This window comes from Legionella norrlandica, from assembly GCF_000770585.1.
Classification (GTDB): domain Bacteria; phylum Pseudomonadota; class Gammaproteobacteria; order Legionellales; family Legionellaceae; genus Legionella; species Legionella norrlandica.
In genome coordinates, this window is record NZ_JNCF01000008.1 from 45,585 (window position 1) to 60,746 (window position 15,162).

Sequence of the window (15,162 nt, forward strand, 5' to 3'; positions counted from 1 at the left end):
CCCACGTTAATTAACTCGAATAACTATTTTCCCAAAATGGATTCCTTGCTGCATGCGCTGTTGTGCCAGTTCTATTTGATCTAGCGTGAATTCTGAATCAATAATAGGCTTTAGCTTGTTCTCTTCTAGTGCATTAAACCAACGATCATGAGCTAATTTCCATAGTCTGGTTTTTTCCTCGATGCTTTGTGGCCTCAGGACAAAACCAACAATCTGTAATCTTTTTTGCATGATTAAGGCCAAACTGCATTCTACTTTACTGCCTTTAAGACATGCGATCTGGATTAATTTACCTTTTGGTTTCAATAAATGCAGGTGTTTATTAAAATAATCACCACCCACAAAATCAATGATCAAGTCTACAGAGCTATTCTCAATCAACAGTTCAAAATTTTGCTCTTTATAATGTATGACCTGATCAGCGCCTAGAGCCATTGCCTTTTTTATTTTATTGGAATCACCAACAGTGGTTATCACATGAGCTGATGTTAATTTAGCCATTTGAATCGCTAGTGAGGTTATACCACTGCCAGCACCATGTATTAACAGGGTTTGTCCGGCTTGTAAGTTGCCGAGATCATAAAGTATGGCATACACAGTAGTTAATGCTTCAGGAAGCGCAGCGGCAAGCGAAAAATCCCAATGCGAAGGGATGCAATGGGCTAGGGATGCTTCTACTGTGCAAACTTCAGAGTATCCACCGCTACCAACAAGACCATATATTTTATCGCCAGGTTTAAATTGTTCTACTTTAGAACCGATTGCTATCACTTCTCCTGCGACTTCTAATCCAGGAACATCCGACTCACCAGGTGGAGGGGGATATTTGCCAAATTTCTGCATTAAATCAGCTCTATTTAATGCAGTAGCTTTTACTTGAACCAAGATTTGAGACTGTTTATATTGAGGACTGGGACCTTCAACAAGAGTTAACTGACTGTGAGGGCCAGGATTATTAATTTGTATATAACGCAAAGTTAGATCCTTCTTTTAAAGTGTGAATGCATAGTGTAATAATTTACTATATTATATCTTTTGTAGCTCACATAATAGTTAAAATCTTTGTAACTGTTAGTCTTGACCCCTGGCTTAAGAAGAAGGGTCGAGGATACTGCCATTAACTTGATGGAAATGAGGAGAGGGTATTGAGATGAATAATTACTTAAACAACCATATGGCTAGCTAATGGCTAAATTTAATCATCAAAGTTTATTTTCATGGTTCTTTATAGTTCCCCAGCTTGTTGTTACCATTGTATTTTTTATCTGGCCAGCTTGTAGTGCTTTGATGCAATCTTTTTTTTATATGGATGCTTTTGGCTTACATAAACATTTTGCAGGTTTGACCAATTTTTTTGATTTGTTCTCCGATCCTGGTTATGCCAAAGCAGTGTGGGTTACCTTTGTCATTGCAATTAGCGTGACTTTCATCACCATGAGTCTAGGGCTCTTAATGGCAACTTTGGTGAGCCATAGAAGAAAAAGTCAGGGACTTTACAAAACTTTATTGATATGGCCTTATGCTATAGCACCTGCTGTCGCAGCAATACTGTGGCGATTTTTATGTCATCCTACTTTAGGGTGGTTAACTCACGCTTTGGGTTTTTTGGGAATTCATTTTAATTATGTCAATGATGCCAATCAGGCTTTGTTAGTGATTATCCTAACTGCCAGTTGGCAACAATTCAGCTACAATTTTTTATTTTATTTTGCTGCACTGAAAGCAGTTCCCCAGACTTTAATCGATGCGGCTATTATGGATGGAGCCAATGCATGGCAAAGATTTTGGCAGATAATTTTTCCAATTCTCTCACCTACTACCTTTTTCCTGCTAATAATGAATTTAATTTATGGTTTTTTTGATACGTTTGGGATTATCCAGGTTATGACCCATGGAGGTCCGGGTAATAGTACTACTAATTTAATATATAAAGTGTATGAAGACGGTTTTGAGGGAATGGATTTAGGGAGTTCTTCAGCCCAGTCCGTTTTACTAATGATTATCGTAATAGCAGTTTCTTTGTTGCAATTTAAATACCTTGAAAAAAAGGTTCATTACGAATGAAACAATTAAAATATCTTCTGTCACATGGACTTATACTATTATTTATAGGGTTGATGTTACTCCCTTTGTATCTGGCTGTGGTTGCTGCCAGTAATGAAGGGACGGCAATGATGCATTCTCAATTGCCCTTATTTCCAGGCTCCTCATTTTTTAAAAATATCAAAAATGTGCTGACAGATGGGTTGGCTGTCACTGGGGGGGAACCAATTACTTTAATGTTAATTAATAGTCTGTGCATGGCTTTCATTATTGCTCTAGGTAAAATTGTTCTCGCTTTGGGATCTGCTTTTGCACTGGTATATTTTGATTTCCCTTTTAAAAAATCTTGTTTTGCTTTGATATTTGCAACAATGATGTTGCCGGTAGAAGTCAGAATAGTTCCTACTTTTCAAGTGGTGGCATCCTTTGGATTATTAAATTCATTTTCAGGACTTACCTTGCCATTATTGGCCTCTGCTACTGGAACTTTTTTATTTCGCCAGTTTTTTAGAACCCTCTCTAAAGAGTTAGTTGATGCTGCTAAATTAGATGGGGCAGGTCCATTTCGATTTTTTATCGATATTGTTTTACCTTTATCAAGAGTTCAAATTTCTGCTTTGTTTGTAATTTTATTTGTCTATGGTTGGAATCAGTATTTATGGCCTCTGGTTATCACTACTGAAACTAAAATGACAACTATTGTGATGGGTATTCGATATTTGGCTGGAGTAGCAGATCAGGTTCCAGAGTGGCACTATATTATGGCTGTTGCATTAATTGCACTGATTCCCCCTTGTATAGTGGTTATGTTGACGCAGCGATGGTTTGAGAAAGGATTGAAATAATGGCAACACTAAATTTGATCGAAGTATCGAAGCAAGTTGGACAAACAACCATTTTAAATGGCGTCAATGTTGACATCAAGAAAGGTGAATTTATGGTGGTAGTTGGTCCATCGGGTTGTGGAAAATCCACTCTTTTACGGCTAATCGCAGGGCTAGATTCCTAAGCTCAGGGAAAATACTCATTAATAATCAATGCGTTAATGATATCCATGCGTCTAAAAGAGATATGGCTATGGTATTTCAAAACTATGCTCTTTATCCTCATATGACAGTATTTGATAACATGGCTTATGGTTTAAAATTAAGACGTTTCAATAAGGAAGAAATTAATAAAAGAGTACGCGATGTTGCTCAATTGCTGCATTTGATGCCCTATTTAGAAAGGAAGCCCCAGGAGCTGTCAGGGGGGCAGAAACAACGTGTTGCCATGGGAAGAGCTATTGTTCGATCTCCGGCAGTGTATTTATTTGATGAACCATTGTCTAATTTAGATGCTAAGTTAAGGACTGAAATGCGTCATGAGATTAAACGATTGCATCAACAATTTAATACAACCAGTCTGTATGTTACTCATGATCAAACAGAAGCCATGACTATGGCAGACAGAGTATTAGTCCTTAATCAAGGGAAAATCGAACAAATTGGAACGCCACAGGAATTGTATCAGAATCCTGCTACTCAATTCGTAGCAGGATTTACTGGCCATTACCCGGTCAACTTTATTTCTGGCAAGTATGATAAGAAAACAGATAGCATTCAAACTAATTTAGGTATAGATTATTTAGCATCGGATTGGAGACATGCTCTCGAAGATAAAACTAATCTTGTTTTGGCAATTCGCCCTGAACATATTCAGCTTTGCTCAGCTCAAAGTAATAATGCAGTTGAGCTTAACATAGAATTCATCGATGATATGGGAGCCGATAAATTAATACAGGCAAAATGTATTAAAAATGAGGAATTGATTAATCTAAGAATTTCAGCAGATCAACTGATTTCAGGTAGACAAATATATGTGATGCTACCTAAAGAGAAGTTACACATATTTCATCAGCGAACAGGAAAACGCATAGGAGAGTGGCGTGGCTAAAGAGAAAAAAAAATTAAAACCAATTGATACCCCCATATATGGTTATTGGTCAGCACTGTTCATGTCCTTTTTTTCAAAACGTCTTTATGTGGATGTGGCTAAGCGTTGGCGTGGGATAGGCATTCTCTATCTGTTATTAGCTATTACCGTGAGCTCCATACCTCTCTCATTAAGAGTAGCTTTTGATTTCAATAAAACGTTTAATCAACAAATTATCATGCCATTGTCGAAATTACCCACTATTTATGTACAAAATGGCAAAGTTATTTTCGATAAACCTATGCCTTATTTGATTCGAAATGACAGAAATCAGGTAGTCATCATTATAGATACAACGGGTAAAATTGAAAAATTCAGCAATGAGTATCCTGATCTCAATATTTTAATCAATAAAAATAATATTTATTTTAGATTGCCAACACCAGAATTATTAGGGATGAGTCAGACAACTAAAAATACTGGTGTTCCTATAGTTCAGCCTTTAGATAAGGGAATGAATACAGTATTTGATGGTAAGAAAATAATTCAGGATAATGCGGTGTCAGGATTGAAATACGCTTCTCAATTACTGATTTATCCTGTGGTAGTGACTATTTTATATTCTATTACAGTCGTTGTATTGTTAGCTATTGCATTTTTAGGACAGGTATTTTCTAAAGTCTTTTTTTCATTCTCTTTGTCTTTTATGAAGTCCAGTAGATTGCTTATGGTAGCAGCAACACCTATGTTGGTTGTTTTGGCGATTATGCTAGCATTTAATTTAGTCTTTCCTGGTTTGGGAGTTATTTTGCTGACGCTGATGATTGCTTATTACAGCTATGGTGTTTATAGCTTTAGGGGCGAAAGCAGACAAATGGTGTTTAAATGAGGGAGTTAATCCATTTTGCCCATGGTAATGGATTTCCCTCGCTTTGTTATAAACAGTTATTTAACGAATTGGAAGTTCGGTTTGATTATTGCTTTATTGATAGAATTGGGCATAACCCAAAATATCCAGTTGGAGAAAACTGGCATAATTTAGTAGCTGAAGTCATTGACAGTATAAAACAACAAGCAGAACAACCAATAATTGCCATTGGGCACTCTTTGGGGGGAGTACTCAGCCTATTGGCTGCAATAGAGCAACCTCAATTATTTAAAGCAGTTATTATGCTGGATTCACCTCTTATTGGTTCTTTTAAATCCAGTATGGTGCGATTAGCAAAAGCTTTAGGAATTATTGATAGAGTGACGCCCGCTTTTAGAACAAAGAAAAGACGAGAGCATTGGCAGAACTATGATCAGCTGATGGCTTATTTAAAAACACGAGACTTATTCAAAACATTTACTGACGAATGTTTAAATGATTACATTACTTATGGTTTAGAATACAAAGAAGATGGATATTATTTGCGCTTTGATAGGCATATTGAATATCAAATATACCGAACCATTCCACATGTTATTCCAAGTTATAAAGGCAAGTTAGTAACTCCTACTGCTTTGATTTATGGAGACAAAAGCACAGTAGTTGATAGAATGGATATTCGTTATATGGAAAATCATTTTAACGTAAAATGCTTTAAAACTAAGGGTACCCATTTATTCCCGATGGAGTATCCTAAAGCTGTTGGGAAGCAAGTTATGGAAGTGGTTGATGCTATAATTTGATTAGATCATATAATCTTTAGATTAGGGGGCGATTAAAAGTGTGGTTTTCTTGGCCGAAGCCCCGTGGCTTGACCGCGGTCCATGATCTTCAAGATCTCTGGTCCTGCAGTCAAGTCGCGGGATGTCTAGGATTACTGAGAATAAGATCAAATAAAAAAACCTCACTTTTAATCGCTCTCTTGGATTAGCCTACAATAAGGAGAACTTCGTGTTACAACTCATATTATTACTAGCAACAATTGGTGCAGCAGGAATGTTGTTAACTCGACAAGCATCGATATCTGTTTGGGCTATTAGCTTTACTATTTTTCTTGGGTTGGTGTTACATTACGGTTCTCCTGGAATATTAAGCCAAATTATATTATGGACAATTGAAATAACTCTAGTCCTTGGATCTATCAAACCCTTAAGAAGAGAATTATTATCAAAACGCCTTTTTCATATAGTTAAAAAGGTAATGCCATCGATGTCCAGTACTGAAAGAGAAGCACTGGAAGCAGGTACTGTCGGCTGGGAAGGCGATTTATTTAGTGGGAATCCTAATTTTTCTCTTTTGAGAAATGCTCCATTTGTGTCCTTAACAGAGGAAGAGCAGGCGTTTATAGACGGTCCAGTAAATACCCTATGCGAGATGTTGGATGATTGGGATATCACTCATAATAGAACTGACTTGCCACCAGAGGTCTGGCAATTTATAAAGGAAAATCGGTTTTTGGGAATGATAATTCCAAAAGAGTATGGTGGCCTTGGATTTTCGGCTACTGCACAAATGTCAATTTTAGTAAAATTATATGGGCGATCAATAACCGCTGCTACGACTATCTCTGTACCAAATTCACTGGGCCCTGGTGAATTGCTTCTTAAATACGGTACTGATGAACAAAAAAATTATTATCTGCCACGATTGGCAGATGGAAGGGAAATTCCATGCTTTGCTTTAACGGGCCCTAATGCGGGATCCGACGCAGCATCTATCCCTGATAAAGGGATTGTTTGTCGTCAGGAGTTTAATGGAGAACAAATAATTGGCGTTCGTTTGAACTGGAATAAACGCTATATAACTTTATGCCCAGTGGCTACAGTCATTGGATTAGCATTTAGGATGTTTGATCCAGATAATTTGCTAGGGAAAGGTGAAGATATAGGGATCACTTGTGCACTTATTCCGTCAACAACCCCTGGAGTAACAAAAGGTCGCAGGCATTTCCCTTTAAATACAGGATTTTTAAATGGTCCCACACAAGGAAAAGATGTCTTTATTCCGCTTGATTATTTAATCGGGGGAGCTTCTATGGCTGGGCAAGGATGGCGCATGCTTATGGAGTGCTTAAGTGCAGGACGGGCAATTTCCTTACCTTCAAGTGCCAGTGGCGGTGCACAGGCCGTTGCTCTCGCCTCAGGTGCCTATGCAAGGATTCGAAGACAATTTAATCAGCCAATCGGAAAGTTTGAGGGAATTGAGGAGCCCCTCGCTCGTATTGCTTCTACAGCTTATATCATTGACTCCTCTTTAACAATGGCTGCTGCTGCCATAGATCATGGAGCCAAACCCTCTGTTGCGGGCGCTATTTTAAAATACCATACTACGGAGCGGGCGCGTCATTTAGCTCTTGATGGAATGGATATTCATGGTGGTAAAGGGATATGTCTTGGTCCAAATAATTATATGGGAAGAGGCTATCAAGGTTCTCCCATTGGTATTACTGTTGAAGGAGCTAATATTTTAACCCGGAGTTTAATTATTTTTGGTCAAGGAGCGGTAAGATGCCATCCTTATATCTTTAAAGAATTAGAAAGTATGAGAAATAATGATTTAGAGAAGTTTGATGAATCATTCTTTTCTCATGTCGGTCTAATTATTGCTAATTTTACCAAATCAGTTATTTTTGGATGGACTGATGCACGCATGAGTAAAGCCCCAGCCAGTTCAGTTAAAAGATATTACCAACTAATTCATAAATACAGTACCAATTTGGCTTTTCTAGCTGATTTTTCAATGATAGTTTTGGAGGGGAGTTAAAGCGAAGAGAAAAACTATCAGCTCGTTTGGGTGATATGTTAAGTAGTTTATATATGGCTTCAGCCGTTTTAAAGCGTTTTTATGAGGACGGGGAGCCACGGGTTGATTTGCCTGTAGTGCACTGGAGCTGTCAACAGTTGTTGCATGAGTGTGAAGCTGCGATGCATGGCGTCATTATTAATTTTCCTGCGCGGTGGGCAAGAGCGGCCTTATCTTTTATTTTGAAACCGTTAGGTAACAGACGACACGAACCCAACGATAGATTAGGACACAGAGTAGCAAAACTACTAATAGAGCCTAATGAAACAAGAAATCGAATCACAAGATTGGTGTATAAGAAACCGGGAGAAAATTGTCCTTTAGGGCGAATGGAAGAAGCATTCTATAAGATTTGCGCGGTAGAAGAGCTGGAACGAAAAGTGATGAGGGCGGTCAAAGACAATGTATTGAAATCACTTACATTCCATGAACAAATTTTAGAAGCACTGGATTGTAAGATTTTGACTCCTGTTGAAGCGAAACAGCTGGAGGAAGCTGAATTAGCAAGACAAGAGGTCATCAGAGTAGATGATTTTGCTGATGAAGATCTACGTCGTGTACAACTCTCTAACAATGAGGCAAAATCAAGAAAAAAGATCCCGGAGAAGGATGATATAGAAACAGAAATGGTGTAATTATTTCTGGCAACTGTCTTCCTGCGATAAAGCATTAGTATACTATTCTAATGCTTTGCGCGGGAGGAGGACTTGTCGTTGAAGCAAACTGAAAATTATGTACCTAGGTTAACGCAGGGAAGTCTACAAAAAATTTTAGAGACTTTAATTCATTTTCCCCTAAATTATGAATTCTAATGTGATTGTTCTAATATCTCTACTATATTTTGTGGATGAGAGGTACATGGCTGCGTTAGCTCATCTACTTAATTAGAGTGAAAATTGATTGGATTGATGATTACAAACCGATAAGATGCCAATTGCTAATCGCTGCCGGCTTATTGGTGTAAAAAGAAATTATTTTATAATGAATTAATTTTAATTTTCTTCCAATGCTTTGTCTGGCATTGTAATATTTAGTTCTAGGACTGCACTATCTTCCATTCGCTCTAGATTGACACTGACTTGATCGCGGCTAATATTAATATATTTTGCAATGACTGCAAGAATCTCTTCTTGCAGCTTGGGTAAATAGTCCGGCGTATTGCGCTGAGAGCGTTCATGGGAAATTATTATTTGCAAACGTTCTTTAGCAACTGATGCGGTAGAAGCTCTTCTCCGTAAGTAATTAAAAATACTCATATTGTCACTTCCTCCTTGTTTTTGCCGAATAAGCGACGAAATATTCCTTTTCGATCGTTGCTTACAAAACGCAATGGTCTGTCTTCACCCAGAAAGCGTGCAATAGCATCTTGGTAAGCAATTCCGGCATCACTAGTTTCATCAAGAATAACAGGTGTCCCCGTATTTGATGCTTTGAGTACTGATTTAGATTCTGGGATAACACCAATTAAAGGAATAGCTAATATCTCCTTTACATCGGTCACAGATAACATTTCGCCACGTTCTACACGCTCTGGATCATATCGTGTTAGTAGTAAGTGTTCTTGTACGGGCGGTTTGTTTTCTATGGCTCGTTTTGTTTTGCTGGATAGTATCCCTAGAATTCTATCGGAATCCCGAACAGAGGATACTTCAGGATTAGTCACAACGATAGCATGATCAGCAAAATACATTGCCATAAGTGCCCCTGTTTCAATTCCAGCAGGAGAATCACAAATAATGAAGTCAAACTCTTCAGCTAATTCATTCAAGGTTTTTTCAACACCCTCTAGTGTTAAGGCATCCTTATCACGTGTTTGTGATGCTGGAAGTATGCAAAGATTAGGGATCCGTTTATCCTTAATAAGGGCTTGATTTAAGTTGGCTTCACCATTAATAACATTGATGAAGTCATATACCACGCGCCTTTCACAGCCCATGATGATATCTAGGTTTCTTAAGCCAATATCGAAATCGATAACTACGGTCTTATGTCCTAACAGCGCAAGCCCAGAAGAAATAGCCGCCGATGAAGTGGTTTTTCCTACTCCGCCTTTTCCTGATGTAATTACTATTATTTTAGCCAAGCTGAACCCTTCCTATTTTTCGATTCAACACAATATTTAACCAACAGTTTACACGTTATTGATTAACTAATTCAAGCCATCAATCACTTTATTGTAATAAAAACTAAATAAAGATTTCATTGTATTCAGAACGATAAATAATCTTCAATCAATGTATTAAAATGAACAGGGCAAAATCATACTTTGCACTGAATTTGCCCTGATTAAAACGAGATAATTTTATGTAATAAATGTTTAAATTTTTGAATGTTTATAGTAAACTATTGGGTTATTTAATAACTGGAGTGAGATAAAAATGCCTCTTTCCATTATACAACAATCATTAACTTTTGATGATGTTTTGCTTGTCCCTGCCCACTCAACTATTTTACCTAAAGATGTTTCATTAAAAACCAAATTAACTCGTGGAATTAATCTAAATATGCCTTTGATTTCAGCTGCGATGGATACAGTGACTGAAGCAAGATTGGCTATTGCTTTAGCCCAAGAAGGTGGCTTGGGTATTATCCATAAAAACATGAGTATCAAGGAACAAGCAGAAGAAGTAAGAAAGGTTAAAAAATTTGAAAGCGGTATGGTTAAAGATCCTATCTCAGTGACTCCCAATTTAACTGTTAAAGAGTTGCTGCAGGTTATGACCAAATATAATTTTTCAGGTGTGCCAGTTGTTGATGGCGAACATTTGGTCGGAATAGTAACCAGTAGAGATATTCGTTTTGAAACTAACATGGGGTTAACTGTATCCCAAGTTATGACTCCCAAAGAACGTTTAGTTACTGTAAGGGAAGGAGCCAGTAGAGAAGAAGTGAGAAGCTTGTTGCACAAGCATCGCATAGAAAAATTATTGGTTGTCAATGGAGATTTCAAACTTCGTGGGCTCATTACAGTAAAAGATATACAAAAAGCGAAAGACAATCCTTACGCATGTAAAGACAGTTCCGAACAATTGCGTGTTGGTGCGGCAGTTGGTGTTGGCGAAGGTACTGACGAGCGAGTTGCCGCATTAATTGAAGCCGGAGTAGATGTGTTAGTAGTGGATACAGCACATGGTCATTCTCAAGGCGTATTAAATCGAGTGAAATGGATTAAAAAGAATTATCCGAGTGTCCAAGTCATAGGTGGAAACATTGCAACGGCAGCGGCAGCCAAAGATTTGTATGAAGCAGGTGCCGATGCTGTAAAAGTTGGAATAGGGCCAGGTTCTATTTGTACTACTCGGATAGTCACTGGTGTTGGTATTCCTCAAATCAGTGCGATAGCTAATGTAGCACAAGAACTCAAAGGAAGAATTCCTGTTATTGCAGATGGCGGAATACGTTTTTCTGGAGATGTTTGTAAAGCGCTTGCCGCAGGTGCTGATACTGTTATGTTAGGTAGTATGTTTGCTGGTACCGAAGAGTCACCTGGTGAAATTGAATTATATCAAGGAAGAACATATAAAAATTATAGAGGAATGGGATCAATTGGTGCTATGTCTTTAGCACAAGGTTCTAGTGATCGTTATTTTCAGGATGCTGCCTTAGGAACAGAAAAACTGGTTCCAGAGGGAATTGAGGGGCGGGTGCCTTATAAAGGCCCTGTACAAACGATTATTCATCAATTATTAGGTGGCTTGCGCTCTTGCATGGGTTATACCGGTTGTGCAACTATTGATGAGTTACATACCAAAACTGAATTTGTACAAGTTACTAATGCTGGTATGCGTGAATCGCATGTGCATGACGTCAGTATTACAAAACAAGCTCCTAATTATCAAGTGGACAATTAATAATGAATGATTTAAAAAAACGCCCATTATTAATATTGGATTTTGGTTCTCAATACACACAATTAATAGCCCGACGTGTCCGCGAAATGGGAGTTTATTGTGAAATTTATCCATATCTTATTAATCATGAGCAATTTAGTAAATTAAACCCTTGTGGTGTTATTTTGTCGGGAGGTCCGTCTACAGTAACGTACGATGCGAATCCACGAGCTCCTCAATGGTTATTCGATTGTGGTTTACCTTTGTTAGGGATATGCTATGGAATGCAAACCATGGCAGTACAACTCGGTGGACAGGTAGAGTCATCGACATTAAGAGAATTTGGCTATGCGGAATTACACTTGCATGGACATAGCCAATTACTAGCCAATATCGAAGATCGTACAACACTAGATGGCAGCGCTTTATTGGATGTATGGATGAGTCATGGTGATAAAGTAACTCAATTGCCTCCTGGTTTTAAAATTATATGTGAGACTCGCAATGCACCCATTGCAGGTATGGCCGATGAACGTCGTCAAATGTATGGTTTGCAATTTCATCCGGAGGTCACCCATACAGTGCAGGGGTTGCGAATTTTACAACGTTTTGTAGTGGATATTTGTAAAGCTCCAACAGATTGGACTCCAGAACATATTATCGACGAAGCGATTAGCAGCATCAGGAAACAGGTGGGAAGCGACAAGGTTTTGCTGGGTTTATCAGGAGGTGTTGATTCTTCCGTGGTTGCTGCTTTACTGCATAAAGCGATTGGAGAGCAATTAATTTGCGTGTTCGTTGATACAGGCTTACTCAGATTGAATGAAGCAGAGCAAGTAATGAGTATGTTTGGTCAACACATGGGAATACATATTATTGCAGTGAATGCAGAGGATAAATTTTTAGCTGCTCTAAAAGGGGTAACTTGCCCTGAAGAAAAGAGAAAGATTATTGGTCGTACCTTTATTGAAGTTTTTGATGAAGAAGCCCAAAGACTGACTGACATAAAGTGGCTAGCGCAGGGCACAATTTATCCTGATGTAATTGAATCAGCAGCCACAAGTACAAATGATGCGGCAGTAGTTATCAAATCTCATCATAATGTAGGTGGCTTACCAGAAACTTTAAATCTCAAATTACTAGAACCTATTCGAGAACTATTCAAGGATGAGGTTCGTCAAGTGGGTCTTGAGTTAGGACTTCCACATGATATGGTATACCGCCATCCATTCCCAGGGCCAGGTTTAGGCGTTAGGATTTTAGCTGAGGTAAAAAAGGAATATGCTGATATATTGCGTAGAGCAGATGCTATTTTTATCGAAGAACTGCATTTGGCTCACCTTTATCATAAGGTAAGTCAGGCTTTTGCGGTGTTTTTACCAGTGAAAAGTGTTGGTGTCATGGGAGATGGACGTCGCTATGATTATGTCATTTGTTTGCGGGCTGTAGAAACTATTGATTTTATGACGGCACATTGGTCGCCATTACCTTGGGATTTTTTAGCAAAAGTTTCTAATAGAATTATCAATGAGGTAGAGGGTGTATCACGGGTAACTTATGATATTTCGGGTAAGCCACCGGCTACTATTGAATGGGAATGAATGATAAATTTTGGATGCGATTAGCCTATGAGCAAGCGGTGTTGGCTCAGAAGGAAGGAGAGATTCCTGTAGGCGCTGTATTGGTTAGTAAAGATAATCAATTATTAGGTGCAGGCAGGAATATTCTGGAGAAAAGTCATGATCCTTCAGATCATGCAGAAGTCAGGGCAATACGACAAGCTGCTCAACAGATTCAAAACCATCGATTATTAGATACAACTCTTTATGTCACTCTTGAGCCTTGTGTCATGTGCGCCGGCCTTATGGTTCATGCGCGCATTAAACGCTTGGTGTTTGCTACTAGGGACTTTAAAGCAGGAGCAGCCGGCTCCTTATTTAATATTCTGCATGGTTATCCGCTCAATCACTCCGTGTTAATAGATGAGGGCATTATGCAAGAGGAGTGCTCTCTCTTATTGTCTGATTTTTTTAAACGATTGCGTTAAATTTGTATCATAAAATTTCAATAGAGCTCTTGCATAACCTGCTTCTTTTGTATTATTGCTTTGTTTCAAGCATTTCTCAGGTGCTCATTCACTTCATGTAAGCCTCGCTCCTCAAAATATTTGTGTCTTGCACCAATTCAAAAACGGCATGTAAGAGCTCTAATGTTTAGATAGACATCTGTAGGCATCATTTTAACTAAATTAGAACAAAAAACTCAATATACAGCCTAAATATATAATTAATTGCTATTATGTATATATAACTATCTGTTTGAGTTTAATTATGTCAAATAAACCTAAAGTTTTCCATGGCAAGCATGGAGCATATCAAAATGCCGGTTTTTTTGGTCAACAGGGAGGATCTGTACCAAAAATTAGGAGGGAAGTATATCGTACTAAAGAAGAAAGACGGCAAATGGAAGAGAAAATATCCTTCATTGAGAAGATAGAGGGTTCCTCAGGAGAGTGTATAAAAGAGAAAATTTTACTTGATTTTTATTCCACACTGTCACGCACACCAGAATGTCGCATTGCACTGCAAAAAGGAGATCATTGCAAAGATCTATTGAATTTATATTTCACTCATGGAGGGAATCCCCTTGAAGTAACAAGAGAATTAAGCGAAGCTTTCTATCAAGGATTACCAACCTATGGAACTTCCATGGATGATAAGTATCACGTTACTTTTATGGGTAAAATGCTGAGTAATTACTCTGATTTGGGTGTGGATTTTGTACGTTTTATTGAAACACATCATAGGCCGCCAGAAAGTATTGTCAAAGATAGACAAGAATATCCTCTTGATGGGTTAATGGAAATTGCAGCTATAGCAAAAGTATTGGATGACCCTGATTGGTTGGGTGGTTCAGGTGGTAATACAGGATTTGTCATTGAAAGGGACGAAAGTGGTCATACAAGAGCGGTAGCAATACTTGTTGATGCAGGAATGGGGCTTTCAGACACACCTAAACGCCAAAGTCCTGAGTCAAAAAATATTCAGGTAGGTAATGCGTTACCTACAACATTCGACATCCATTTCAATTGTTTAACCGAAAGTCAAAAACTTAAATTTATTGGTACCCTATATAAATTTGTTAATTGTGAAAATTTGGAAAGTTTACTTGAATTTATAGTGAAAAGAGAAGGAGCATTTAACTCGCAGAAGGACAAGTATGGGAATACTATAGCATTATGGAATGATGCCGATGCTGATCAAATGATTAATAGAATACAAAACAATATTGAAAGACTAAGTCACACTTACCGTGAAGAATTGGAGCACTATAGAAGATTAACCAACCAACCGGGAGAGGTGCCTATCACAGATTTTAATATTGTTATTCCTGAACCAGAAGCTGAGCAAGCCGCTGCACCGGAACCAGAAGCTGAGCAAGCCGCTGCACCGGAACCAGAAGCTAAGCAAGCCGCTGCACCGGAACCGGCAGCCAGACAAGGTCATTCTAAAGCACCAGCTAATAACAGTTCATGGTGGCCTATGTTGAAAACAGGAGCTGCAGCATTAACCTTAGGCGCAACAATAGCTGCTGTTGCTTATATTGGTAGTAAAACCTGGCGTAGTAATAATATTTAGCTCTATA

At 38.3% G+C, this 15,162-nt stretch carries 11 protein-coding genes and 2 pseudogenes; 10 read left to right on the plus strand and 3 right to left on the minus strand.

The features are described 5' to 3' along the window. Positions 1-6: 6 nt before the first annotated feature. Positions 7-975 carry an NAD(P)H-quinone oxidoreductase gene (locus OK13_RS03345; RefSeq protein ID WP_035887660.1) on the minus strand — a complete coding sequence of 323 codons (969 nt, stop codon included), beginning with the start codon at positions 973-975 and terminating at the stop codon, positions 7-9. A 210-nt stretch (positions 976-1,185) separates the two neighbouring features. Here OK13_RS03345 and OK13_RS03350 point away from each other — a divergent pair, with 210 nt between their 5' ends. From OK13_RS03350 to OK13_RS03375, 6 genes and pseudogenes are all read left to right on the plus strand, one after another. Continuing rightward, positions 1,186-2,064 carry an ABC transporter permease subunit gene (locus OK13_RS03350; RefSeq protein WP_035887663.1) on the plus strand — a complete coding sequence of 293 codons (879 nt, stop codon included), beginning with the start codon at positions 1,186-1,188 and terminating at the stop codon, positions 2,062-2,064. Continuing rightward, positions 2,061-2,888 (plus strand): sn-glycerol-3-phosphate ABC transporter permease UgpE, encoded by an 828-nt coding sequence (gene ugpE / locus OK13_RS03355; RefSeq protein ID WP_035887665.1) that lies wholly within the window; start codon positions 2,061-2,063, stop codon positions 2,886-2,888. The genes OK13_RS03350 and ugpE overlap by 4 nt, the downstream gene beginning before the upstream one ends. After that, a pseudogene (locus OK13_RS03360) lies at positions 2,888-3,978 on the plus strand (ABC transporter ATP-binding protein). Before ugpE ends, OK13_RS03360 begins: the two are co-directional and overlap by 1 nt. Next, complete coding sequence (locus OK13_RS03365) at positions 3,971-4,846, plus strand: DUF1189 family protein (protein WP_035887667.1); 876 nt, start codon at positions 3,971-3,973, stop codon at positions 4,844-4,846. Before OK13_RS03360 ends, OK13_RS03365 begins: the two are co-directional and overlap by 8 nt. Next, complete coding sequence (locus tag OK13_RS03370) at positions 4,843-5,628, plus strand: alpha/beta fold hydrolase (RefSeq protein WP_035887669.1); 786 nt, start codon at positions 4,843-4,845, stop codon at positions 5,626-5,628. The genes OK13_RS03365 and OK13_RS03370 overlap by 4 nt, the downstream gene beginning before the upstream one ends. 208 nt (positions 5,629-5,836) lie before the next feature. Continuing rightward, positions 5,837-8,322 (plus strand): annotated as a pseudogene (locus tag OK13_RS03375) (acyl-CoA dehydrogenase). Positions 8,323-8,679: 357 nt separating this feature from the next. On the opposite strand, the gene minE reads toward OK13_RS03375, so the two are convergent. Further along, a complete protein-coding gene (gene minE, locus OK13_RS03380) occupies positions 8,680-8,943 on the minus strand; it encodes a cell division topological specificity factor MinE (RefSeq protein WP_035887670.1) in 264 nt (87 codons plus the stop codon). Next, a complete protein-coding gene (gene minD / locus OK13_RS03385) occupies positions 8,940-9,770 on the minus strand; it encodes a septum site-determining protein MinD (RefSeq protein WP_035887673.1) in 831 nt (276 codons plus the stop codon). Before minD ends, minE begins: the two co-directional genes overlap by 4 nt. 295 nt (positions 9,771-10,065) lie before the next feature. Between minD and guaB the strand changes: the two genes are divergently transcribed. The 4 genes from guaB to OK13_RS14810 all read left to right on the plus strand — a co-directional run bounded on the left by guaB (position 10,066) and on the right by OK13_RS14810 (position 15,155). Further along, positions 10,066-11,538 (plus strand): IMP dehydrogenase, encoded by a 1,473-nt coding sequence (guaB, locus tag OK13_RS03390; protein ID WP_035887676.1) that lies wholly within the window; start codon positions 10,066-10,068, stop codon positions 11,536-11,538. Positions 11,539-11,540: 2 nt separating this feature from the next. Beyond that, the gene (guaA, locus tag OK13_RS03395; RefSeq protein ID WP_035887679.1) at positions 11,541-13,118 is read left to right on the plus strand and encodes a glutamine-hydrolyzing GMP synthase; all 1,578 of its coding nucleotides are present in this window, start codon (positions 11,541-11,543) and stop codon (positions 13,116-13,118) included. After that, positions 13,115-13,564, plus strand: coding sequence for a tRNA adenosine(34) deaminase TadA (gene tadA / locus OK13_RS03400; RefSeq protein WP_035887682.1), 450 nt, complete (start codon positions 13,115-13,117; stop codon positions 13,562-13,564). Before guaA ends, tadA begins: the two co-directional genes overlap by 4 nt. Before the next feature lie 283 nt (positions 13,565-13,847). After that, complete coding sequence (locus OK13_RS14810; RefSeq protein ID WP_035887684.1) at positions 13,848-15,155, plus strand: hypothetical protein; 1,308 nt, start codon at positions 13,848-13,850, stop codon at positions 15,153-15,155. Positions 15,156-15,162: the final 7 nt, after the last annotated feature.

What these genes read in the sequence shown, in the direction of transcription:
- OK13_RS03350 (WP_035887663.1), top strand. Translation starts at nt 1,186, where the DNA reads ATGGCTAAATTTAATCATCAAAGTTTATTTTCATGGTTCTTTATAGTT.
- ugpE (WP_035887665.1), top strand. Translation starts at nt 2,061, where the DNA reads ATGAAACAATTAAAATATCTTCTGTCACATGGACTTATACTATTATTT.
- OK13_RS03370 (WP_035887669.1), top strand. Translation starts at nt 4,843, where the DNA reads ATGAGGGAGTTAATCCATTTTGCCCATGGTAATGGATTTCCCTCGCTT.
- minE (WP_035887670.1), bottom strand. Translation starts at nt 8,943, where the DNA reads ATGAGTATTTTTAATTACTTACGGAGAAGAGCTTCTACCGCATCAGTT.
- guaB (WP_035887676.1), top strand. Translation starts at nt 10,066, where the DNA reads ATGCCTCTTTCCATTATACAACAATCATTAACTTTTGATGATGTTTTG.
- guaA (WP_035887679.1), top strand. Translation starts at nt 11,541, where the DNA reads ATGAATGATTTAAAAAAACGCCCATTATTAATATTGGATTTTGGTTCT.
- tadA (WP_035887682.1), top strand. Translation starts at nt 13,115, where the DNA reads ATGAATGATAAATTTTGGATGCGATTAGCCTATGAGCAAGCGGTGTTG.
- OK13_RS14810 (WP_035887684.1), top strand. Translation starts at nt 13,848, where the DNA reads ATGTCAAATAAACCTAAAGTTTTCCATGGCAAGCATGGAGCATATCAA.